This window comes from Pseudomonas agarici, from assembly GCF_001543125.1.
Lineage (GTDB): Bacteria > Pseudomonadota > Gammaproteobacteria > Pseudomonadales > Pseudomonadaceae > Aquipseudomonas > Aquipseudomonas agarici.
Map to the genome: position 1 here is coordinate 4,801,748 of NZ_CP014135.1, position 22,205 is coordinate 4,823,952.

Annotated in this window: 16 protein-coding genes; 9 read left to right on the forward strand and 7 right to left on the reverse strand. The window is 62.0% G+C overall.

All coding sequences use genetic code 11. The features are described from left to right. Nucleotides 1-69 precede the first annotated feature (69 nt). On the reverse strand, nt 70-978 hold the full coding sequence (locus AWM79_RS25135) for an HET-C-related protein (protein ID WP_167375438.1): 909 nt from the start codon (nt 976-978) through the stop codon (nt 70-72). Between the two features lie 374 nt (nt 979-1,352). On the opposite strand from AWM79_RS25135, the gene AWM79_RS21040 reads away from it, so the two are divergent. The 3 genes from AWM79_RS21040 to AWM79_RS21050 all read left to right on the forward strand — a co-directional run bounded on the left by AWM79_RS21040 (nt 1,353) and on the right by AWM79_RS21050 (nt 6,025). Next, nucleotides 1,353-2,297: a 2-hydroxyacid dehydrogenase gene (locus AWM79_RS21040; RefSeq protein ID WP_060783711.1), complete on the forward strand. Its 945-nt coding sequence runs from the start codon at nt 1,353-1,355 to the stop codon at nt 2,295-2,297. A gap of 334 nt (nt 2,298-2,631) precedes the next feature. Beyond that, the gene (locus AWM79_RS21045) at nt 2,632-4,458 is read left to right on the forward strand and encodes a glycoside hydrolase family 15 protein (RefSeq protein WP_017133671.1); all 1,827 of its coding nucleotides are present in this window, start codon (nt 2,632-2,634) and stop codon (nt 4,456-4,458) included. A gap of 244 nt (nt 4,459-4,702) precedes the next feature. Continuing rightward, on the forward strand, nt 4,703-6,025 hold the full coding sequence (locus AWM79_RS21050) for an Nramp family divalent metal transporter (protein WP_017133672.1): 1,323 nt from the start codon (nt 4,703-4,705) through the stop codon (nt 6,023-6,025). Between the two features lie 59 nt (nt 6,026-6,084). Here AWM79_RS21050 and AWM79_RS21055 read toward each other — a convergent pair whose 3' ends face one another. The 6 genes from AWM79_RS21055 to AWM79_RS21080 form a co-directional block, all read right to left on the reverse strand. Further along, nucleotides 6,085-8,292, reverse strand: a complete 2,208-nt coding sequence (locus AWM79_RS21055) for a PKD domain-containing protein (protein WP_026013367.1) — start codon at nt 8,290-8,292, stop codon at nt 6,085-6,087. 322 nt (nt 8,293-8,614) lie between these two features. Continuing rightward, entirely contained in the window at nt 8,615-9,706 is a 1,092-nt protein-coding gene (gene tssA, locus AWM79_RS21060) for a type VI secretion system protein TssA (RefSeq protein WP_060783712.1), read from the reverse strand. Continuing rightward, nucleotides 9,703-13,512, reverse strand: coding sequence for a type VI secretion system protein (locus AWM79_RS21065; protein ID WP_060783713.1), 3,810 nt, complete (start codon nt 13,510-13,512; stop codon nt 9,703-9,705). Before AWM79_RS21065 ends, tssA begins: the two co-directional genes overlap by 4 nt. Then, a complete protein-coding gene (locus AWM79_RS21070; protein ID WP_017133675.1) occupies nt 13,509-14,270 on the reverse strand; it encodes a DotU family type IV/VI secretion system protein in 762 nt (253 codons plus the stop codon). Before AWM79_RS21070 ends, AWM79_RS21065 begins: the two co-directional genes overlap by 4 nt. Nucleotides 14,271-14,288: 18 nt before the next feature. After that, nucleotides 14,289-15,620: a type VI secretion system baseplate subunit TssK gene (gene tssK / locus AWM79_RS21075; protein ID WP_026013368.1), complete on the reverse strand. Its 1,332-nt coding sequence runs from the start codon at nt 15,618-15,620 to the stop codon at nt 14,289-14,291. Between the two features lie 43 nt (nt 15,621-15,663). After that, nucleotides 15,664-16,038, reverse strand: a complete 375-nt coding sequence (locus AWM79_RS21080; RefSeq protein ID WP_244159586.1) for a type VI secretion protein — start codon at nt 16,036-16,038, stop codon at nt 15,664-15,666. Between the two features lie 303 nt (nt 16,039-16,341). On the opposite strand from AWM79_RS21080, the gene tssB reads away from it, so the two are divergent. The 6 genes from tssB to tssG all read left to right on the forward strand — a co-directional run bounded on the left by tssB (nt 16,342) and on the right by tssG (nt 22,205). Next, nucleotides 16,342-16,890, forward strand: coding sequence for a type VI secretion system contractile sheath small subunit (gene tssB / locus AWM79_RS21085; RefSeq protein ID WP_017133678.1), 549 nt, complete (start codon nt 16,342-16,344; stop codon nt 16,888-16,890). 28 nt (nt 16,891-16,918) lie between these two features. Next, the gene (gene tssC / locus AWM79_RS21090; protein WP_017133679.1) at nt 16,919-18,406 is read left to right on the forward strand and encodes a type VI secretion system contractile sheath large subunit; all 1,488 of its coding nucleotides are present in this window, start codon (nt 16,919-16,921) and stop codon (nt 18,404-18,406) included. Nucleotides 18,407-18,482: 76 nt separating this feature from the next. Beyond that, a complete protein-coding gene (locus AWM79_RS21095; protein WP_017133680.1) occupies nt 18,483-18,980 on the forward strand; it encodes an Hcp family type VI secretion system effector in 498 nt (165 codons plus the stop codon). A gap of 15 nt (nt 18,981-18,995) precedes the next feature. Beyond that, entirely contained in the window at nt 18,996-19,445 is a 450-nt protein-coding gene (gene tssE / locus AWM79_RS21100; protein ID WP_060783715.1) for a type VI secretion system baseplate subunit TssE, read from the forward strand. Then, nucleotides 19,429-21,222 (forward strand): type VI secretion system baseplate subunit TssF, encoded by a 1,794-nt coding sequence (gene tssF, locus AWM79_RS21105; RefSeq protein ID WP_060783716.1) that lies wholly within the window; start codon nt 19,429-19,431, stop codon nt 21,220-21,222. The genes tssE and tssF overlap by 17 nt, the downstream gene beginning before the upstream one ends. Next, entirely contained in the window at nt 21,186-22,205 is a 1,020-nt protein-coding gene (gene tssG / locus AWM79_RS21110) for a type VI secretion system baseplate subunit TssG (protein WP_060783717.1), read from the forward strand. The genes tssF and tssG overlap by 37 nt, the downstream gene beginning before the upstream one ends.

Here is a 22,205-nt window from a genome sequence, read left to right on the forward strand (position 1 = left end):
GACGCCCACGGGCTTCTCGTCTCGCCCCTGGTATGTTGCATGGCGCGGAGCGGCTCCTGCGACCAGCATTTAACCCGCAGAAAGCAAGCGGCGATCGACCAACACATCAAAACCTACTTTGCCGCCATTGGCCTTGAGCAGAATCGGCCATTTCTCAAATGCATACTTGATCAAATTGGCTGAGTCTTTCTTAGCCAGATCCACAGCCATGGCGTAGCGAGTCATATTTGGAAAACGCGAACTCTGCAAAGCGCCAGGCGAACCTGCCTTGGCGCTATCCTTTGCGAGTTGCCCATGGGTTGGCGAGCCGATTGCACAACGCTTCGGACTGCCCCAACTGACATAGCCCGACACAAGCCCATGTTCGCGCAATTCCCGCACGCGTAACCTGCCCTCGGGTGTCCATACACTGATCGCAGGCACCTGCGCCCAGGTGCTGTATTGCTCCTCGGACAATTCAACATAATTGGAATGGGCATAAAAATCCTGAACGGCATGTAACGCCTGGCCTAAAGAAAAGAAAGCTTTCTGAAGTGCCGCTTCATACGCCATCATACTTCCTTGCAGTTCTAGCTCTTTTGCAAAGTTCGCTCTGGTGCCCACCTCACTCAACAATTGATCAATGTACTCTTCGGCGCCAGAAAAGTCGCAGTTGTCAAAATGGGCCTTGGATTGCATCTGATGCCCGGTATCTTGCCAGTACATTGCGGCACGCAAAGACCCAACGTATCTATTAGCCACCAGGCTTGAGAGCGCGCTTTCATGACCGGGAAACTTGAAACTCGGCTCAGGCGAGCAATTGACACAAACAACCATCGTATTACGAGCATCAATGACTGGAACACTCCAGATGCGAACTCCAGGTGGATGATCTACTCCTGAAGAAAGCGGTGAATCAGTAGCCGCCGCCCCTGTAGACAAGAACCCGAACAAACACAGAAATAGCATTACTTTGTGCGGTTTAGCATCGATGTTCATGGTATTTCCAACCCTGCTGTTAAATGGACCACCAGAGCATCGGGAGAAGCTGATCTCTCGAGTAACCTCGGGATGGTGCATAAGGTATAAGCAAGAAAACCGAGTCCTGCTGGCCAATTCATGGCAAAAGGCCGCATAAGCTTTGCTACTGGATCGATCAGCTCAGTCCCGGAGTTGCCGTGTCCGAGCAGTAACCCGCCAGACGGCGGCGTCCAACCGTGCAAAACCGGCACCCGGCGGCGATCCGGCTTTCTGGGTTTTGGGGGCAACGCCTGCCCTGCGAGAAACCATGTCGTCGGGCGAGAGCGGGCTTGCCCGCAACGGCAACTCAGGAGTAGTTTGCCGCCATCCACTGACCGAAGGCGGAGAGCCGCATGTCCAACGTAGTTCTGGTGTTGACCGAAACCGTCGACGAATACTTGCCGATTATCGAGCACCATGGCTTCGAGCTGATTCGAGCACCGACGGCCGTGCTGCGAGCCGAAGCCATCGCCGCTCACGGCCAGCGTATCAATGCCGTCCTGACTCGCGGCCCGCTGGGCCTGTTCGCCGATGAAATCGCCGCCTTGCCCCTGCTGGAAATCATCTGCGTGATTGGCGCCGGTTACGAAAAGGTCGACCTGCACGCCGCCGCGCAACGCGGCATCGTCGTGACCAACGGTGCCGGTGCCAACGCCTCGTCGGTAGCCGATCACGCCATGGCCCTGCTGCTGTCGCTGGTGCGCGATATTCCCCGGGCCGATGCGTCGGTACGCCGTGGCGAATGGCGCAAGCTGATGCGCCCGTCCCTGGGCGGCAAGCGCCTGGGCATTCTCGGCATGGGCGCGGTCGGCGTGGCGATTGCCCAACGCGCGGCCCTCGGTTTTGGTATGTCGGTGAGCTACCACAACCGCCGCCAGCGCGAGGACATCGGCTATGCCTATTGCGCAACCCCGGTCGAACTCGCGCAGGCCTCGGACTTCCTGATCGTCGCCACGCCGGGCGGCGCCGGCACCCACGGCCTGATCGATCGACAAGCCCTGGAAGCCCTGGGACCGGAAGGATTCATCGTCAATATCGCCCGCGCCAGCGTCGTGCGGACCGCCGACCTCGTGAACGCGCTGGAACAAGGCCGGATTGCCGGGGCCGCGCTGGATGTCTTCGATGACGAACCGAATGTGCCGCAGGTACTCAAGGGATTGCCCAACGTCGTGCTCACCCCCCATGTCGCCGGCCTTTCGCCGCAGGCCTCCGAAGCCACGGTCAAGCTGGTGGCGGAGAATCTTCTGGCATATTTTGCCGGTAAGCCGCTACTCACGCCCGTCCCCCTTCCCGGCTGACCGCCAACTCGCCGTTGATCGGGACCGCCGATGCCCCGGAACCCTGCGACGCGCCGGGGCACTACCTAGTGACCTGTGTGATGAGTTCTATGAGTCAATTTCGGCGCCACAAGCCCTGGCCGGCGTTGCTGTTCCTCGCCATAGCCCGGCTAGACGGGTCACAGCGCCTTGGCCATGGACGCGTGGCATCCGAGCTTGAGCTAACGAACTCACCGTACAGGCCACTAGCAATCGAGCTGAACTCCGCCGAGGAATGCCAGTCAGCTTGGTGAGTGCCTTCAAACGCGCACACTGACAGTGCCATCCCCCCTACATAGGCAGGAGTTTCGCGGCCATGGTCGATCTTTCCAAAGAACCCCAAAGCGCGATCGAGGCCCACGGCATCATCGGCGACATGAGCAGCGCCGCGCTGATCAACGACCGTGGCAGTGTCGATTTTTTCTGCTGGCCGGCCTTTGACAGCCCCTCGATCTTCTGCGCCCTGCTCGACAGTCCGCAGGCGGGGATTTTCCAACTGGCTCCCGACCTGCCCGACGCTCGCCGCGAACAGATCTACCTGCCCGATACCAATGTCCTGCAGACCCGCTGGCTGAGCGCCGGAGCCGTGGTAGAAATCACCGACCTGCTGCCCATCAGCGACGACGAAGACGACCTGCCCATGCTGCTCCGCCGGGTGCGGATGGTCAGCGGCCACGCTACCTTCCATATGTGCTGCGCCGTGCGCCATGACTATGCGCGCGCCGCGACCCGCGCCCGACTCGACGATCATGATGTGTGCTTCGATGCGCCCGACCAGCCCAGCCTGCGCCTGTGTGCCGACCAACCGTTGCAACTGCGGCACAACGCCGCCGTCGCCACCTTCCGGCTGGAACAGGGGCAAAACGCCGAATTCCTCCTCGGCGGCGCCGACGATCCGCGAATCAAGGTCGGCGGCGGCGACCTCGCCTTGCAACGGACCCTGACCTTCTGGCGACACTGGATCGGCCGCTCCAACTATCGGGGTCGCTGGCGCGAAGCGGTCAATCGCTCGGCCCTGGTGCTCAAACTGCTGACCTCGCGCAAGCATGGCGCCATCCTCGCCGCCGCCACATTCGGTCTGCCGGAAAGCCCCGGCGGTCAACGCAACTGGGACTATCGCTACACCTGGATCCGGGATGCCTCGTTTACCATCTACGCCTTCATGCGCCTGGGCTATACCGAAGAAGCCAATGGCTTTATGCGCTGGCTGCGTGGGCGCGTCGGCGATTGCAGTGACCAGCCCTTGAAACTGAATATCCTCTATGCCATCGACGGCACCCAGCAATTGCCCGAAACCGAACTCAAACATCTGTCCGGCCATGGCAATGCCCGCCCGGTGCGCATCGGCAACCAGGCCTATGACCAGATCCAGTTGGATATCTTCGGCGAGTTGCTGGACGCGGTGTACCTGACCAACAAATACGGCGAAGCGATTTCCCAGGAAGGCTGGCTGCATGTCAGCCAGATTGTCGATCAGGTCTGCGCAACCTGGGACCACGCCGATGTCGGGATCTGGGAAATGCGCGGCGAGAAACACCATTTCCTGCACTCGCGACTGATGTGTTGGGTCGCCCTCGACCGCGCCATCCGTCTGGCCTCCAAGCGCTCGCTACCGGCACCTTTCGCCCGTTGGGACAAGACCCGCCAGGCAATCCACAGCGACATCTGGAACAACTTCTGGAATCGGGAGCACGGGCATTTCGTCCAACATATCGGTGGCACCGGCCTCGACGGCTCGATGCTACTGATGCCGCTGGTACGTTTTGTCGGCGCCACCGACCCGCGCTGGCTGGCCACCCTGGAGGCCATCGAGAAAAGCCTGGTGCGCGCCGGCATGGTCTATCGGTATCGCAACGACGATCATCCCATCGACGGCCTGCCGGGCACCGAAGGCGCCTTCGCCGCCTGCTCGTTCTGGTACGTCGAGTGCCTGGCTCGCGCTGGCCGCGTGGAACAGGCGCATCTGGAGTTCGAGCAACTGCTGCGCTATGCCAACCCGTTGGGTTTGTATGCCGAAGAGTTCGATCCCCAGGCCCGGCATCTGGGCAACACCCCACAGGCCCTGACCCACCTGGCGCTGATCAGCGCGGCGTGTTTCCTCGACCGCAAACTCAGCAGTGATATGACACCGTGGCAGCCGTGAGACATACCTCGTCGATACCTGTCTGGTATGTGATGTGAAGTTCCAGGAATTCGATCCCCTCGAACTACATGATCGTGTAAATATTTATTTGATTATACGAATGCTTATCATATAGATTATTAAATATGCATTTCACTATCAATCAATAATCCCCGCGTGATGCCAAGGTCACCCAACAGGGCTTGGGCTGGAACCCGCAAGCGTCTAAGCTGGGGAATCCCTCTCTTCAGCCTCGGATCGCCGCGTGAAATTCAATTTGCCGAAAGTGGCCACCGCCCCCTTCTGTCCCTCCGAAGTGAACGGCTCGATTGCAGTCGACGGCGCTGCGCCGTTTTTTAAGCGCGTCTTGCGCTTCGCCGGGCCTGGACTGCTGGTGTCCATCGGCTACATGGACCCCGGCAACTGGGCCACGGCGATTGAGGCCGGCTCGCGCTATGGCTACAACCTGCTGTTCGTGGTGCTGCTGGCAAGCCTGGCGGGCATGGCCGTGCAATGCCTGTGTTCGCGCCTGGGCATCGCCACCGGTCGCGACCTGGCGCAACTGTGCCGCGAGCGCTACAGCCCCCGTTCGGCGCGAACCCAGTGGCTGCTGGCGGAAGTCTCGATCATCGCCACGGACCTGGCTGAGGTGCTGGGCTGTGCGCTGGCCTTCCACCTGCTGCTGGGCTGTTCGCTGACTTTCGGGATTGTCCTGACCGCCTTCGATACCCTGTTGATCCTGGCCTTGCAGAACCGCGGATTCCGGCGCCTGGAAGCGATCATGTTGGTGTTAATGGCGACCATCGGCGGGTGTTTTTTTGTTGAGCTGGTGCTGATCAAACCCTATTGGCCGGACGTGTTCAACGGCTTCAAGCCGTCCATGTCGGCGCTGACCGACGCCGCGCCGCTGTATCTGGCGATCGGCATCCTCGGAGCCACGGTGATGCCCCACAACCTCTACCTGCACACCTCGATTGTCCAGACCCGGTTAATCGGCAAGGACCGGGCCAGCCGTCAGGACGCGGTCCGCCTGGCGCGGGTCGATACCATCGGTTCACTGGCCCTGGCGCTGCTGGTCAACGCGGCGATTCTGATCCTCGCGGCGGCAGCCTTTCATCAGTCCGGGCACACCGATGTCGTGGAGATCCAAGACGCCTATCACCTGCTTGATCCACTGGTCGGCGGAGCCTTCGCCAGCACCCTGTTCGGCATCGCCCTGCTGGCGTCGGGGCAAAGCTCGACCTTTACCGGAACCATCGCCGGGCAGGTGATCATGGAAGGTTACCTGAACCTGAAGATTCCCTGCTGGCAGCGCCGCTTGATCACCCGTGGGCTGGCCCTGATCCCAGCCTTTATCGGCGTCTGGCTGATGGGCGAAGGCGCGGTGGGCAAACTGCTGGTCCTGAGCCAGGTGGTGCTCAGCCTGCAACTGCCGTTTGCCCTGTACCCGTTGATCCGCATGACTGGCGATGAACGCCTGATGGGCGAGTTCGTCAACCGTTGGTATACCCAGGGCCTCGCCTGGGGGCTGTTCGCTGTAATCAGCGGGGCGAATATCTGGCTGATTGCGCAGGTGTTCAGCGAGTGACGCAACAACGCCCCCGACTTCCGTCGGGGCGCCTTTCTATCAGTGTCTCAATCAATGCCTCACGGACAGATGTGGTCGCCGAGCAATGTCCAGGCGCTACCCGGTGGTTGAGTGTTTATCCAGTATTTGGCCTGATACAACTTGCCCTGGTGAATTACCTGGTTGCCCGCGACATAAGGCCGTCCAGTCTGCCAAGGCACCGGCAGGTGGCTGATCAGGGTAAAGGCATCGGTTTTGTCCGGCGAGATACCACGGCTCGACCAGCCGGCTCGCCAGACCACCCCGTTATGCTGCACCATATCGCCGCCGACATAAGTCCTGAGCGTATCCCATTGCGGGTAAAGCCCGGCGTTCGGGTCGGTCGGAATACAGCCTTCTCCGCCACCGGATCCGGCGACCACCCTCACCTTCTTGGTTTTTGTGTCGTTGCGCCCCTGCGCGTCACGCACAGTGAGTTGCACCATACGCTCTCCCGCGGTGGCCGGCGCGGTGGCGTTGAGACGTTGGCTGCTGGAATTGGCGGGGGTGAAACCAGGCAGGACCCATGCATAAGTCAGTTGGTTGCCCGTCGAGGCCGCCGCCGAAAACTCAAGGGGCTTACCGGTTTCGACCTGCTCATGGGCGCTGATGACGGCCACGGGAGCGGGACTGGAAGGCTCGGCGCTGACATTGACAGTCTGGCTATCGCTGAGTTCGTCACTGTTGGTCACCGTCAGGCGGAAGCTGAAAATCATGCTGTGCCCCACCGCCGGAACCCGTGCCTGCGCCTCCCGTGACGAACTGCCGGTGATGCTGACCTCCGGCGTCCCGTCCGTCTGCTCCCAACGATAGCGCAACGCCCCACCCGCCGGGTCGGAAGACTGCGAGCCATCGAGCAGGACCACCTGTGGGCCGGTCACGGCCGAAGGCTCAGCCCTGGCCACCGCATAGGGGGGAAGGGCTTCCACCGGATCCGGGTAGAAATTCGCCACTACCGGCGCCCGCAATGCCCAGACCCTGGCGTTGTCGCTGACATTCACAACCCCCAGGGGCGCTTCCTTGTAAGTGCGATAAGGGTTCGACCAGTAATTGATCACGCTGCAACGGGAACAGTAAGGCGCCATGATCGTTGACCAACGAATGTCGCCCGAGGTTTTCTGATGGCCGGAACCAAAGGGAAACACATTGCCCTGTGCTTCTTCGGGCGTGTGATCGGCACCGAGATTGTGGCCAATTTCGTGCTGGACCGTCGTACCGTCCGAGAAACATGTCCAGTCAACCGCCCCGTAGGCCGTTTCCTTGCTCGAATTCAACGTAGCCAGGCCGCAGTAGGAGCGGATATCCGCCACCAGCACCACCAGGTCCGCACGATGCTCATCGCGTAGCGCCCAGGTCGGTGCCCCCAGATCCGGGTCGGATCGGCTCTCGATCTTGTCCAGCAGCCGATCGCCGTCCGCCTGGGGCAGTTGGTCGTAATTGACAATGTAAGTACCGGCACTCTCGAAGCGGGTAGGAATGTCACTGTTGACGAAGGATTGGTTCGACTCCTCGATCACCAGGGCGGCCTGGGCTTGCAGGCCCGCATTGCCACCGAGCTTCTCTACAGCCAGTGGCGTGGCGACGATCATCACCCGGATCGTGCTGATTCCGTCACGCGGGCGTGGCCCGACCTCCGACTCCATCGTTGCCGCACCTGAGTCCTTGCGAATGACAAGCTCGCCCTGTTCATTCGCCTCGTCGAAGCGTCCCCTCTTCGTCTGATCGACCTTCACCAGGACCTGCCCGCCATGATTGAGTGGCAGGATTCTGTAGACTTCGCCGCCCACCCGGACGATCCCGGTGATCTGATCGGCGTTACGCACCAGAATCACCGAATTCAACTCATCGACCAGTACCTCGTGCTTGGCCCCACCTGGGTCGTTTGCGCCCGGCGCGGAGATTTCCCCTCGCCAGATGGATCCGGTAGCGGTGGTACGGTAGAACAGCTTGCGTGCGGTAACAACACGACCATCGCCCAACGGAATCCGAACCACGTCGAGTTGATCGGACAACAGGTCCGCATGGGTCTGCACCCGATGTACCGAAGTAAACATCTGTACTCCCAGGATCGCCGCCAACGCCGGATCATTCGTTTGTCGCATCTGTTGTGGGGATTGCGCGGATTCGATGGTCAACAGGCTATCTGTCGCCCAGGCGACAGGGGCAACGGTCAACAGACAGAGAATCCACGCGAACAAGCTGTAGCGTTTCCATGAGCCGGATCGCGCACCGGACAGGTGACAAGTCATAACACTCTCCCATTCGAACGGACAAAGCGCCGCCTTGGCAGTTCGTACATTGGTGTTTTGGTGGGGGTGCTGATGACGATCGACTACGCGCTACACCATGATGGATGCGCTGGCACGCACCCTACGACTCAAACGCCTGCTCGCCGGCATTCGAAAGCCGTTTCAACACGACGGGAAGCTGACTGGATCACTACGCCTACTACCTTCCCAGGTGAAACAGACGTCCGGCCTCGACCAGTACCCTGGACAGTAAAGGCCTGTTGCACTGCACAGGAGAGTCTAGACATAAAATCGCCAGGCAAACGAGGTTGCCCGACAATTGTCACAACACACCCAGCAATGCCCACACCCGCCGTGCCTCGGCATCGGAGGAAATCAACTCCGACAACAGCTCGTTCAACGGCTTGTTGCCCCACGCCACCGCCTTCTTGACCACATAGGGTACCGGGCTGTGAGGCTCGGTCTTGGCCAGGTAGTCGGCAATCAGCAACAACTGCCGGTAAGCCTCCTCGCGACTGCAAGGAGCAGCCGGGCGAGATGCCTGCTGCGTGGTGGCGGCAGCTACCGGCTCATCCTCCTCGACATCGGTAGGGGTCGGTACCACGGGCGGCTCAGGTTGCTGGGGGTGCATGGCGATAAACTCCTGGGTCAGTGTGCTCAAGGCCTGCATGACGTCACGCAAAGGCCCGCAAGTCGGGGCGAGCTCCGCCAAATAATGGTCGACCCACTGCTCCAGCGCTTCCAACTGGTGCAACGACGCCAGCAACAGATTCTGGTTGTGCAGCCACCAGGACAGCGGCGTGGCGCGAATCAGTTCGTTGACCTTCTGCTGCTCCAGCCGTGCCGCCTCGACGATGGCCTTGGCGCTCTTGTTGTCCCCAGTCAGCACTTGCCGGCCCTGCAACTGCTGCCAGCCATACAGGCTCATTCCGGAAAAATCGTTGCCGCCACCGGGGGCAAACAACGGCACCCGCGTATGCAGCACCTCGGCATAGCGCCGCACTAGCCAGTCCACGGGTGTCACCCGCCAGGACCGGTCGCCCTCCTCGGCCTGCGGGTGCAACTGGTCGGGGTAGCGTTCGCACAACCCCAGCAGCAACGCCAATGCCGCCCGCAACCCTTCAAGCCCATGCCGGTGCAACCAGGCCTCACCGAGCCAGGCCGCGACCATCAGGTCTTTGCTGCGGCTGCGCAGGATCTCGCTGGCCAACTGTTCGACGCCGGCCCACTCGGCCCGCTTGATCTCCTTTTCCCAAACCCCATTGGGCAGGCTGGTGTCATCCTCGCGCCGCAGTTCGCGTAAGCGATCGTAGTCGGCCTCGTAGCGCAGGTTCTGCCCACACGGCGCCTCTGCGCAAATCGCCACGAGCAGCGGTTCCACCAACAGCGACAATCCGCTGCCCGACTGATTCATAAGGCCCCCGGATGGCTGCTCACGGTGCTGGCCGTGCCAAAATTCGAAAAAGGCGACGCCGGCGCCCGCACCGGCAGCGGCACCAGCGACAATGGCAGCTTGCCGCCCTGGGTCATCAGCGACAGGCGGATAAACATGGTGGTCTGGCTGTCACCGTTGATCGAACCGCGCACCGGCAGGCGCAAGGTCAGGGGGAAGTCACTGTAGTCCATGTTCGGCTGCCGTATCACCGACAGGTGTGAACGCATCATCCGCAACAACGACCATGGTCCACCATACTCCCAATCGGCTTCCAAGTCGGCGACCGCCAGGCTCGGTTGCAGCGGATCGCTGACCGGTCGCTCGGACCCATTGCGCGCCCAGCGCAGCATCAGACGGATCGGTTGCCCGAGCATCCAACGCAAGCGCTGTTGGGCCTCTCCCGGATAGTTGATCTGCTGGCTGCCGGCATTCAGGCTCCAGGCGATCACCTGATCGGCGCCGCGCTCCTCCTCGCGGTCGGTGCGCCAGCGTACCTCCATGTCAAAGCCGATCATCCCGCTCGGGTCTCGCCGGAACAACGGTCCGAGCCAGACCCGCGCCTGTTTCAAGCGTTCGAGGAAATCCGCCGCTGCCAGCCGTTCGGGCGACTGGCTCAGCAGCAGGCCAGCCTGGGCCTTGGGCAAGCGGGTGTCGATCAGCTCAAGCAGATGCTGGACCCGCGCCGGTTCGGCATCCGCCGCCTGCACACCGTGGGAAAACGGAAAACGCTCGGACAGGTACTGGTTGAAGTAACCGGCCAACTCATTCCAGGCGCTGATCGCTTGTGCCTGCTGCAACGCCTGGCAGCGACGCATGGCCTCCTGCTGCAAGGTCACCGCCCGCAACGCCAACTCGCCAGGGTCGGCCGGCAGGTTGGCCGACGAGAGGATCTGGGCACAACTGCCGGCGTCCATATCGATAAAATCACGACTGACCAGTTGCTCGATCAACGCTGGTGAACTGGCCGGGTTCTGCTCCTTGTACTTGAGTAATTCATCGTGCAGGGAATTGAGGCGCGTGAATCGCTCATAGTCCCCCACCCCAAGGTTGCGCTGCTGGACCCGGAGCCACTCAAGTGCCGGCGCCCGCGCCTCGGCAATATTCTGCATGGCGGTGAACTGCTGCTTGAGATCGAGCTTCAGGTCCGGCACATCGTTGGCTCGAAACAACTGCAAGCCGAGGTTCTTCGAGCCATCCCAACTGTCGATATCGACCCGCTCGTGGAACACCGCCTGCGCATTGATCTGCTCCAGGCCGCTGCTGACCTCGGCCAGCGCCCGGCGGTTGAGGGAGTTTTGCAGGTTGCTCGCCAGGTCTGCCCGCTTAAGCTCGATAAACGCACTGTGTACCGCCAACGCCTGATCGGTCTTGATATTGAACGCTGCCGTCCCCGCTGCCTGAGCGCGATTGCCTTCAACGCTCAGCCACATGGCCTTGGCTGCAGCATTTTCGGCGACACGCAGCATCGGTCCGCGATAGGCCGGCGGGATGCGCGGCATGTCCTCGCTGGCGTAACTCTTGTAGCTGGCAAAATACGTCAAGGCATTGTTCAGGTCGTCGCTGTCGAGGCTCTGATAGCTGCTCCCGGCACTGTCGTCGGTACGCATGGCCATGGCGACAAAATCGCGCCGAAACAGCGCCGCGATGGCGTTGTTCAATTGCAGGACATGCTCCTGCAACACCAGTTGGCCGCTGCCTTGCTGGATCAGCAGGTTGCCCCGAGAACCGGCCTTGGCGATCCACTGGTCGCGGAAACTCTGCCGCAGCCTCGCCGCCTGATCTTCCAGGCTCTGCTCCAGCGGTGCGCCGAGCAAAGCACTCTGGCGTACCTTGTCCATCAGTGCGCTGTAGCCGGGGACCAGATCCTGGCCCTTACCGCGACTCCAGGTGGAGTTGGTCAGGCTGACCACCGCCTGCAGGTCCTCGATCATCGCCTTGAGGTCTTCCAGCTCCGTCAGGGAGTTCACCGCACCGGACTCCAACTGGTCCAGGTGCAACTTCAGGTAGCCCGCCTGGCGGACGAAGTTTTCGGCCAAATAGTACTGATCCAACCAGCGCCCCATCAGCTCCTTAAAGTTTTCGCCGATGGTCAGGCGCTCGGTCGGCAGGTCCAGGCGTATCAGGTTCGACAGGTCCATCTTTGCCAAGTGCTGGTTATAGAATGCCGCCCGCTGGAGCGTCCCGGCATTGAGGTTGAGCCCCAGGGCCAGGTTGCCCAGGGACGCCAGCTCATCCAGCGGTGTTTTGTGGTTGTTCACCGCCTTGGTAAACAACAGGTATTGCTGTTCCAACGCCGTAGCCCGCTCCACCAGATCCTTGGATTTGACGTAGGTCTGCCACTGCGCCGGGTCTTCGCCTTCCAGGTTGGGACGCCGGTCGGTGTTCTGGATTGCCCTGAGTTGCGTCAGGTTCATCTGCAACAACTCACCCAGCGGCAGCACCATATGCTTCATGGCCATGTCGCGCAGCATCCGGTCACGCTCATGATCGAGGTAGGAAAACCAGGAACTGGGCAATACCAGCGAGGTGAAGTGCCAACGCGGCGACTGTTCCATAAGCTGCCAGAACGCCTGTACATTGCGTCGGGTCGGCCCCAGCCGGTGATTTTCGTCAACCACCGTGACATAGCCCTTCTGCGCGCCCTCCAACAACTGCGCCAGCTCACGGGCATCCTTGAGCGAATCCTGCCAGACCCAGACCATCGCCACCGCCCAGACCAGCCCGACCAGCGCCGCCGTCACGCCGACCACCCGCTGCCAGCGCCGACGCAACCGTAACAGACGTGGCACCACTTGGGCCAAGCCCTGTTCGGCAGCGATCCGCCGTTGCCAGAGCGACCGGGAGAAGGTGCTTTGCAGCAGTGGGACATCGCCGGCGCAAAGCGCCGACGCCGAGCTCGACGCCTCGCTGGCGGTGAAATACACACCGCGAAACTGCGGAGCCTCGTTCTGTGCATTGCCCTGGAAAACCGGATCGAGCAGGGTCTGCAGGTTGCCGCGCAGGGCCTCGAAACGCTCCGGCAGGCCGTACAAGTCTTCACCCAAGTGCCCAGACAGCGCGCCGATTTCGCTAATCGCCTCCACCAGCACCCGTGTCACCTGGTCCAGTGCCTGGTCGCTCCATTCCGATTGCCAGAGGGTTTCCGGAGCGAATGGTGAAGTCCAGCCAAGGATCCGCTCGCGGGACGCCTTGGGCAACGCGGCGATCAGTTCCTGGAAGCCGGGGATCTGCTCCATGTCGGTGACCAGCACATACACCGGTAGACTCAGGCCCAGGTACTGCAATAAGTCGATAAAACGCCGGCGGGCCGCGATACCCAGGGCCGCTGCCTGCTCATCGTCCCACAGGCGACTGGCCGAGACGGTCCAGATCACCCCGTCCAGCGGGCGCCGGGCACGTAAGCGCAGGATCAACCCAAGCAACCGCCACCAACTGCCACGCTTGAGCTTGAGCCCTTCATCCGGCAGGAACAACGCCTCTGGCACCACCAGCACCGCGCCATCGGGATCGGACCACCAGCGCCCGAACCAGGCCGGCTTGTCCGTGGGCAGCAGATGCCAGCTGGAACACAGTTGCGCGCCCCGGACATCGTTGCCGAGCATCAACAACCAGCGCAACTGATAGCGGTCCCGCACGCCCTGTTCCTGCTCCATCTGCCGAACGGCGCCGTAGAAACTGCGAATCGCCGCGCCGCTCTGGGTGCGTAACCACCAGATCGCCAGGGCCAGCAACGCCAGCACCAGCAGCACGCCGACCACCCCGGTGAGAATCGCCGGGGTACTCAAGGGTTCTGCTCCGCCGATGCATCGACACGGTCTTGCCGCATCGCCGATTGCACCTGCGCGTTGATGTCGTACCAAAAGTAGTGGCTGAGGCCGATCAGCAGCAGCGTCCCCACGAGAATCGCCAAGGCCAGGCGCAGGCCGTCCGGCAGCGATTGGCGAGTCGGCAGCCGCCGCGCCGGCACATTGCTCGGGCGCTCGAGGCAATCGCTGACATCGACATAATCCGGCTCACGCTGCCAGGCGAAGGCAAACAACGCACGGCGCCACTTTTCATGCACGACCAGCCCGCTTTCTCCACGCAGGCGCCCGTGAAAACCGAGCATCAAGCATTGCAAGTAGACGTTGGCGAGGTCGCGACTGGCGGGCACTTCGTCCGCCAGGAGTTTCTCGATTGCCAGGGGAATCTGCTCGCCGGCATGGCGCGAGGCATACAGCAGCGACTCCAGGGGATCGCTCTGCCAGGTCGGTTGCCCCGGCCAGGTGGCGTACAACAGGGTTTCATCCACCAATGCGACAAAGGCATACACCGTGGCCTTGACCTGATGCTCGGCCGAGTCACCGACACTGGCAAAGGCGCCGCGCCAGAGCTTGCGACTGATCTTCGTGGAAAACTCCGCCACCGTGCCGACCTGCCGTGGCACATCCTCGTCGTCCTTGTTCAAGCCGCTCCAGGCCTCCAGCCACTCCAACCAGGCCTGGCGAAAGGCGCTGCTCAAGGGTGACTGTTGCAAGCCCGTTCCGATGTTTCCATCTGGCATTGCCTTCCCCTTCCTTGACTACGATGCTTCACTGGCCTGCTCGACGAACAGGACGATCTGCCACGGGTTGATCGCCAGCTTCGAGGCTGGCGCGATAATACGCAGCGGTTGTTCGGGATCGAACCACTCGCCCTCGGCCTCGACGACAAACAGCCGGGTGTCGCTGCCGACGCTGTAGGCTACTTGTTCCTGGCGACTCATGACGTGGTGACGTAGTCCGGGCATGCGTTGTCGGGCCAGCACGGTCAGGTGGCTGTCGGAGGCAATGATGGTGCGCTCCAACCATTCGATCGCCGCGCTTTCGCCGGCGCCAGCAGGCATTCGCAGGCCGATCACCAGACGCTGCCGGGGCTGGCGCTCGGGCAGTTGCAGGGAGAACATTTCACCGGTCTGCTCGAACGGCAGGCAGCGATAACCGACACGGATCAGTTCCAGGTCCAGTTCAAGCCAGTTCAGTACCTCTTCGTAACCGCGTCGCAGATCCAGGTAATCCAGCGGCATGAACGCCGGCACCCCGGCCAGCGGATCGAGCAGCGACCAGCCCCCCGCCATCCCCAACAACACCCCGTGCAGCGCTTGAGGGGTGGCGATGCGGCTATTCAGCAGGCCTTCGACTTCCGGCAGGCGAGCCCAGAGCGCACCCAGTTGACGGCGGATTTGCGCGGCATCCTCCTGACTGCCCGCCTGCTGTGCCTGGCGCAGGCGGCCGGCGAGAAACAGACACTTTTCCCGGGCCCGCGCACACAGTGCCGCCACCCGCCGCCCCAAGGGCGACTCCGGCAGCAATCTTGGGCTAGGCGGGACATAGGGCACCTGAACGAAACCGCCGCCCTCCTTACGGATACGCAGCAGCGGCAAACAGATCGAATCGGCCCTTTGGGTGTCGGTGCACAGGTGCGGATTCGGCCGCCAGACCGTGACCGGTTGCGGGTTCTGTCCACTGGTCAAGTCCGGCAACGCCTCGCTGGTCAGCGATTGCAGGCGCCCCTGGAGCTCGCGCAATTGCCCAGCCCGCCAGAGCGGCGTAACCGCCAGGTAGACCGTGACCATCGACTGAGTCGAGTTATCGATAGCCTCGCCGACCTCCAATTCAAGGCGCGCGCCGTCGGCGGCGTCGAGGCTCACCGGCAAGCCGTCGGGAAAGGTGGCTTGCAGGGACAGGATACGCACCTGCCCGGCACACAGCGCGGAGGGATCGATCTCCAGTTGTTCGACCCCCCAGAACCACGGATTGCCCGCCTGGACCAAGTGCGCGGCCAGGGCTTCGCCTCGCAGGCCCTGCAACTGGAAGTGCTGGGGCAGCAATTGCATACCCTCGTACCAGCAGACCGCATCAGGTAACAGACTCATAGGCCTCCCCTCGACATCCGATAGTGCACCTGAGCGACGCGCATCAGTGATCGGTCGGATTCAACAGACTCATTTCCCGGCTGTTGAACTTCAGCCAAGCCTCCTGCTGATCATCCAGCCTGAGCCGGTGCGCACCGGGAGTGTTATAGCTGGCGAACACCAAAAGTCCAGCCGCCTTCTCGCCCCGCAACGGGAAGTCCTGCTCGGCGACAAACTGTCCGGGAACCAGCTCCAGTCCCCACACACTGACTTGCTGGCGATAATCGCGCTGAAACTGCTCACGCTCGCCGAACCACTGCTTGGCGCTCATCCCCACCACTTGCTTGAGCAGGTCGGGGTCCTTCACCGCGACGAAATCCACGGCGATCGGTGTGTTGTCGTTGGCCAGAGGCGCCACGTCCAGGGTGAGCCTCGTCATACCGACCCTGGGCTCGAAAAACGAACAGCCTGACAATGCCAGTACCACTACCAATATAAGAATTTTTTGCGACAAAATTGAATTTTCCCTTTCTTGTGTAGGTCACATAGTGTTTTGCCTTGCTTTTTTATAGACCTGTTCTAGCGTCTTGGGTAGTTCGTCATCGCGACGAATTGGAGGGACCGACGAAAGATTGGCGGGATCGTGTGCTCCACCCCCTGTCTGGCTTTCGCGGTTCGGCGAGGGAAGCGATCACGGGTAACCGCTGCATTGCGCCCGCTCAACGCATCGGAGTCAGCCCACATGGCCGAAAGTACCCAGCACAAGCTCGACCGGATTCGTCCGCCGCGCGTCCAGATCACCTACGACGTGGAGACCGGTGGCGCCATCGAGAAAAAAGAATTGCCCTTGGTCGTCGGCATTCTCGCCGATCTGTCGGGCAAGCCTGTCAACCCGCCGGCGAAACTCAGCGAGCGACGCTTCGTCGAGATCGATCGCGACAATTTCAACGAAGTCCTCGCCTCCATTGCTCCGCGCTCGGTGCTACAGGTCAAGAACACCCTGGCCAATGACGACAGCAAGCTCAATATCGAGCTCAAATTCGGCCATATCGACGATTTCGATCCGGTCAAAGTAGTGGAGCAGGTCACTCCGTTGCGCCGCCTGTTCGAGGCCCGTCAGCGCCTGCGCGATCTACTGACCAAGCTCGACGGCAACGACGATCTGGACAAGCTGCTGCGCGACGTGATCGCCAACACCGAAGGCTTGCAGCAGATCAAATCGTCCGCCCGCGTGCAGGACACCCCGGTCGCCAATGAAGACGGCGCCGCAGCCGAAGAGCCGCAAGCCTGATCGTCGACCCACCCACGGAGGATTTGTCATGCCCAGTTCAGCCAGTGCCGAAAATACCAGCAGCGAAGGCAGTACCCAGACGTTATCCCTGTTGGACCAGATCATTGCCGACGGGCGCATGGCCCATGACGACAGCCAACAGGAATATGCCCGCGACATGCTCGCGGAGTTCGCCACCCAGGTCCTCGACGAAGGCATGGCGATCGACAAAGACACGGTGGCGATGATCAACGACCGTATCAGCCAGATCGACCAACTGATCAGCGCCCAGCTCAATGAGATCTATCACCACCCGGACATGCAGAAGCTCGAAGCCTCATGGCGTGGCCTGCACATGCTGGTGCAGAACACCGAGACCAGCTCGCGGCTGAAACTGCGGCTGCTCAATGTCAGCCAGAAAGAACTGCAAAACGACCTGGAAAAAGCCGTCGAATTCGACCAAAGCTCGCTGTTCAAGAAAATCTACGAAGACGAGTACGGCACCCTCGGCGGACACCCCTACAGCGTGCTGGTAGGCGATTACACCTTCGGTCGTCACCCCCAGGACATTGGCCTGCTGGAGAAATTGTCGAATGTCGCGGCCGCGGCCCACGCGCCGTTCATCGCCGCCGCCAGCCCGAAGCTGTTCGACATGACCAGTTTCACCGAGCTGGCCGTACCCCGCGACCTGTCGAAGATTTTCGAAAGCCAGGAGTTGATCAAGTGGCGTTCCTTCCGTGAAAGCGAAGATTCGCGTTATGTCTCCCTGGTGCTGCCGCACACCCTGCTGCGCCTGCCTTACGGCCCCGACACCAAGCCGGTCGAAGGCATCAACTACATCGAAGACGTGAACGGTTCCGACCACAGCAAGTACCTCTGGGGCAATGCCGCCTGGGCCTTGTCCCAACGCATCACCGAAGCCTTTGCCAACTACGGCTGGTGCGCGGCGATCCGTGGCGCCGAAGGCGGTGGCGCGGTGGCGGGCCTGCCGGCGCATACTTTCCGCACCAGCTCCGGCGACCTGTCGCTCAAGTGCCCGACCGAAGTGGCGATCACCGACCGTCGCGAGAAGGAGCTCAACGACCTCGGCTTTATCGCCCTGTGTCACAAGAAGAACAGCGACGTGGCGGTATTCTTCGGCGGCCAGACCACCAATAAGTCCAAGCTCTACAACACCAACGAGGCCAACGCCAACGCGCGGATCTCGGCGATGTTGCCCTACGTGCTGGCGGCGTCGCGCTTCGCTCACTATCTGAAAGTGATCATGCGCGACAAGGTCGGCAGCTTCATGACCCGCGACAACGTGCAGACCTATCTCAACAACTGGATCGCCGACTACGTGCTGATCAACGACAACGCGCCCCAGGAAATCAAGGCGCAATACCCGTTGCGCGAAGCCCGGATCGACGTCACGGAAATCGCCGGAAAGCCCGGTGCCTACCGAGCCACGGTGTTTCTGCGGCCGCACTTCCAGTTGGAGGAGCTGACGGCTTCGATCCGCCTGGTCGCCAGCCTGCCACCACCGGTCGCGGCCTGAGCCTGTGCCCACCGGTCTCCGGACCGGCGGTTTTTCCTCTTCCTTCCAGTGACAATCCTTTCAGGAGTTTCAGGCGATGGATGCAATCATTCTCGACCTCGGCGGCGACATCAAAGGCGACAGCTTGCTTGAGGGCTACAAGGACAAAATCGAAATCATGTCCTACAGCCACAACGTGGCGATGCAAGTGACCAACGACGTCAGCAACTCGGAACGGACGTCGGGCAAGCCGCATATCGGCGAATTCACCCTGACCAAGTTCGTCGACACCTCGACCCCGTCGCTCAATGAATACTGCTGTGCCGGCAAACCGATCCCGGAGGCGAAAGTCACCATCGGCCGTAACGCCGCCGAAGGCAGCGGGCAATTGCTGCCGTTCATCATCTACACCCTGAGCAACGTGGTGCTGTCCAATGTCAGCGTCAGCGGCGGTGCCGGCGGCAAGCCCGTGGAGACCATCTCGCTGAACTTCACCAAGATCAAATGGGAACTCACCGCCCAGAAGGATGACGGCACCAAGGAAGGCACCGCCGCCTCGACCTGGGACATGGCCGCCAACAAGCTGGTCAAGTAAGGGAGCCGGGCGGCCATGGCAGCGACCGGCATACTTGCCCCGCTATTTGAGCGCCTTGCCGGTGGCGAGGATCAGGCGCAGGCGCTGGAAGCCTTCGATCACCAGGCACTGACCAACTCGGTGCGCAGCGAACTGCTGCGCCTGTTCAACACACGCCGGGCGGGCGCGGCCATGACCTCGCCACCCAGCATTCTCGACTATGGCATCGCCGACTGGACCTCACTGCAAAGCCAGCGTAGCGACGACCGCCGCAAGCTGGCCCGGGAAATCCGCCAGGCCGTGGAGCACTTCGAGCCTCGTCTGGCCCTCGATGAAGTCGATGTGCGTGCCGTGACAGGCCAGCCCCAGCAACTGAGTATCGTCCTGCATGGTGCTCTGCGCAGTGGTGATCGACATTGGCCCGTGGCCTTTGTCATCGAGCAGACCCAGCAGGGTCTCGAGGTCAGCCATGAGCGATTCGATTGACGCTGAACTGCTCGATTATTACCAACGGGAGCTGACCTGGCTGCGGCATGCCGGAAGCATCTTTGCCCAACAATACCCCAAGGTGGCACGCCGGCTGGAGCTGTCGCCCGGCGAATGCCCCGACCCCCATGTCGAACGCCTGCTGGAAGGTTTCGCCCTGCTGACCGCACGCCTGCAGCGCCGGCTGGACGATGACTATGCGCAATTCAGCGACGCCCTACTGGAACAACTCTATCCCCTGGCGGTGCGCCCTTTACCCTCCTGTGCCATCGTCCAGTTCCAACCGGACCCGAGCAAAGGCAATCTGGCCGCCGGCTATCGTCTGCCTCGGGATACGCCACTGTTCGTCACCACCCGCCAAGGTGACAGCATCCATTTGCGCACCAGCGCCGAGGTCAATCTGTGGCCCCTGGAGATCACCGAGGCGGTGTTGCTCGACCGTGATGAAGCCCAGGCCCTGACCGGGCTGAACCAGGCACGCTCGGCCCTGCGCCTGAGCTTTCGCTGTCAAGGCAAGACCCTCTGGTCAGAGCTGGCGGCGCACCAATTGCGTTTGCACCTGGGCGCCTCACCGGTGGTCAACGCCACGCTCTACGACCTGCTCGGTGCCCATGCCACCCACGTACTCGCCGGTCCGCCCGGCGCCCCGCCACAACCCCTCGACGGTCTACCGCAGATAGTCGGTTTCGCCAGCGACGAAGCTTTATTGCCGGAAGAAGACGGCGTCCATCCGGGCCTGCGCCTGCTGGCTGAATACTTTGCCTTCCCGGATAAATTCAGCTTCTTCGATGTGCCTTTCGGCGGTGGCCGGGACGACAGTGACATCCTCTATCTGTACCTGGTATTCGACCGCACGCCTGGCAGCCGTCTGCACCTGCAGGCCAGCGATATCGTCTTGGGCTGCTGTCCGGCGCTCAATCTGTTTCCGCGCACATCCGAACCCCTGCGCCCGGACGGCACCCGTAGCGAATACCGGCTGGTCGCCGACAGCCACCGGGAAAACAGCGTGGAGATCCACAGCATCCGTGGCTTGCGTGCCATGACCCCACACGGCGTGCAGAAGGTTGCGGCCTACTACGGCAGCCAGCATGCGCTGGGCGAAAGCCACCTGTACTGGCATGCCCGGCGCATCAGCGGGCTGACGCCCAACCGGTTGGGCAGCGACCTGATGCTGAGCCTGGTGGACACCCGGTTCAACCCCCGCGAAGACGCACCGCAATACAGTGTCACCGCCGAACTGCTGTGTACCAACCGATACCTGGCGCAAAGCCTCGGCGCCGGTACGCCACTGGGTTTCGAGCGCCCCGGCCCGGTGGCCTGGGCACGCCTGCGCAATCCGCCCAGCCCGCAGAGCCTGCCGCGCCTGGATGGCGAGTCGCGCTGGAAACTGGTGTCGCAACTGACCCTCAATCACCTGTCGCTGGTGGAAGGCCCGCGAGCCCTCGACGCCCTCAAGGAAATCCTCGAACTGCATAACCTGCGCGACGAGGCCAGTGTCCGTCGGCAGATCGAAGGACTGCTGGGAATGACCTGCGAGCGGGTGGCCGCGCATGTCGGCGAAGATGCCTGGCGCGGTTGGCGCAATGGCCTGGAAGTGCGCGTGCAATTAGATCCGCAACGCTTTGTCGGCCATAGTGCGGTGCTGTTTAGCGCCGTGCTGGCACAGTTCTTCTCACTCTATGCCACCGCCAATCGCTTCGTGCGCACGGTGCTGGTCCAGTCCGACAAGGAGGTCAAGACATGGCAACCCCAACCCGGCCAGCCACTGTCCCTCTGAGTCGACAACTGCGCGACGCCCCGCAGGCCTTCGAATTGTTGCAGGCCCTGTTGTTGCTCGAATGCGAATGTCCGCAGGCGGTGCCACTGGGCACCGGCACCGCACCCGACGCCGAGGCCATGCGCCTGCGCGGACCGTTGACACCATTGTTCCCCAGCAGTGAAGTGCAAAGCCTGAAGGAAACCGAGGGCCGGCAACCGGTGTTGACCACGCCGGTGTTCGGTCTCGGCGGCCCCGATGGGCCATTGCCCTACGCCGACCAGGAATGGTTGCAACAACGAGCCCGGCAGAAGGACCACGCCCCTGCCGAGTTCCTCGATCTGTTCCAGCACCGATTGATCAGCCTGCTGTATCGGGTGATGCGCAAGCACCGGGTCGCCGTGGGCTTTGCATTGCCCGCCGCCACCCCTGTACACCGCCAGTTGCGCGCCTTGACGGGCTTGTTGCCCAACGCCCTGCATGATCGCGGTGCCTTGCCCGATGCGGCGGTACTGGCACGCAGCGCGCTGTTCGCTGGCGGGCGACGGTCATTGGCGGGGTTCGCGGCGGTGGTACGCGGGCATTTCAACATACCGGTGGCGGTCGAGGCCTATATCGGTGCCTGGCGGGAGATCCCCTCGGCCAGTCGCAGTCGCATGCTACCCGGTGGCCGCAATCTGACCCTGGGGCGCGATGCCGTCGCCGGCACACGGGTCTGGGATGAACATGCCGGTATCCGCCTGACCCTGGGCCCGCTGCGCAACCGCCAGGCTGCGCGCTTTCTCCCCGACGGCGAGGCCCATCCGGCCCTGGCCGCTCTCGCCGGCCTGTACTTCGGCCCTGACCTGGACTGCAACCTGACCCTGCTGATCAGCGACGCCAGGCCATTGACCCTCGACAGCGGCGCACCGCCGCAACTGAGTTGGAATGGCGGCCTGCAAGCGCAACCCACTGATCATGTGCAACGAATCGAAACTCGCTTGCGCCCACAGGAGATCACCTGA

Excerpts from the sequence above, each read along its gene's own strand:
- tssF (WP_060783716.1), top strand. The coding sequence starts at position 19,429 with ATGAGCGATTCGATTGACGCTGAACTGCTCGATTATTACCAACGGGAG.
- AWM79_RS21095 (WP_017133680.1), top strand. The coding sequence starts at position 18,483 with ATGGATGCAATCATTCTCGACCTCGGCGGCGACATCAAAGGCGACAGC.
- tssB (WP_017133678.1), top strand. The coding sequence starts at position 16,342 with ATGGCCGAAAGTACCCAGCACAAGCTCGACCGGATTCGTCCGCCGCGC.
- tssG (WP_060783717.1), top strand. The coding sequence starts at position 21,186 with ATGGCAACCCCAACCCGGCCAGCCACTGTCCCTCTGAGTCGACAACTG.
- AWM79_RS21055 (WP_026013367.1), bottom strand. The coding sequence starts at position 8,292 with ATGACTTGTCACCTGTCCGGTGCGCGATCCGGCTCATGGAAACGCTAC.
- tssK (WP_026013368.1), bottom strand. The coding sequence starts at position 15,620 with ATGAGTCTGTTACCTGATGCGGTCTGCTGGTACGAGGGTATGCAATTG.
- AWM79_RS25135 (WP_167375438.1), bottom strand. The coding sequence starts at position 978 with ATGAACATCGATGCTAAACCGCACAAAGTAATGCTATTTCTGTGTTTG.
- AWM79_RS21045 (WP_017133671.1), top strand. The coding sequence starts at position 2,632 with ATGGTCGATCTTTCCAAAGAACCCCAAAGCGCGATCGAGGCCCACGGC.
- AWM79_RS21070 (WP_017133675.1), bottom strand. The coding sequence starts at position 14,270 with ATGCCAGATGGAAACATCGGAACGGGCTTGCAACAGTCACCCTTGAGC.
- tssE (WP_060783715.1), top strand. The coding sequence starts at position 18,996 with ATGGCAGCGACCGGCATACTTGCCCCGCTATTTGAGCGCCTTGCCGGT.
- AWM79_RS21040 (WP_060783711.1), top strand. The coding sequence starts at position 1,353 with ATGTCCAACGTAGTTCTGGTGTTGACCGAAACCGTCGACGAATACTTG.
- tssC (WP_017133679.1), top strand. The coding sequence starts at position 16,919 with ATGCCCAGTTCAGCCAGTGCCGAAAATACCAGCAGCGAAGGCAGTACC.
- AWM79_RS21080 (WP_244159586.1), bottom strand. The coding sequence starts at position 16,038 with ATGACGAGGCTCACCCTGGACGTGGCGCCTCTGGCCAACGACAACACA.
- tssA (WP_060783712.1), bottom strand. The coding sequence starts at position 9,706 with ATGAATCAGTCGGGCAGCGGATTGTCGCTGTTGGTGGAACCGCTGCTC.